This window comes from Chryseobacterium sp. SIMBA_028 (assembly GCF_046535285.1).
In the GTDB taxonomy this organism is placed as follows: Bacteria; Bacteroidota; Bacteroidia; order Flavobacteriales; family Weeksellaceae; genus Chryseobacterium.
Genome location: NZ_JAWRWZ010000361.1, coordinates 1 through 266 on the forward strand (window position 1 = coordinate 1; position 266 = coordinate 266).

Here is a 266-nt window from a genome sequence, read left to right on the forward strand (position 1 = left end):
CACCATCGCAACGGATCAGCGACCCTGTGATGTAACTTGCTGGTTCGCTGCACAAAAATGCTGCGGTGGCCGCGAACTCATCGACCTTTCCATAGCGCCCGACAGGAATGCGCGCTTCCTTTTCCGAACGGATTTCATCCATCGCGCGGCCGGTGCGTCTTGCTGCCGCACCATCGAGCTCGTCGAGGCGGCCGGTCAGGATGCTGCCGGGAAGCAGCAGATTGGTGGTGACGCCGTGGCTGGCGATTTCGGAGGCCAGCGTCTTG

At 61.7% G+C, this 266-nt stretch carries 1 protein-coding gene; it reads right to left on the bottom strand.

Going from position 1 to position 266, the window contains the following annotated elements; genetic code table 11:
- Positions 1-266 (bottom strand): SDR family oxidoreductase (locus SCA31_RS23770; RefSeq protein ID WP_410699468.1); only part of this gene is annotated, 266 nt, incomplete at both ends.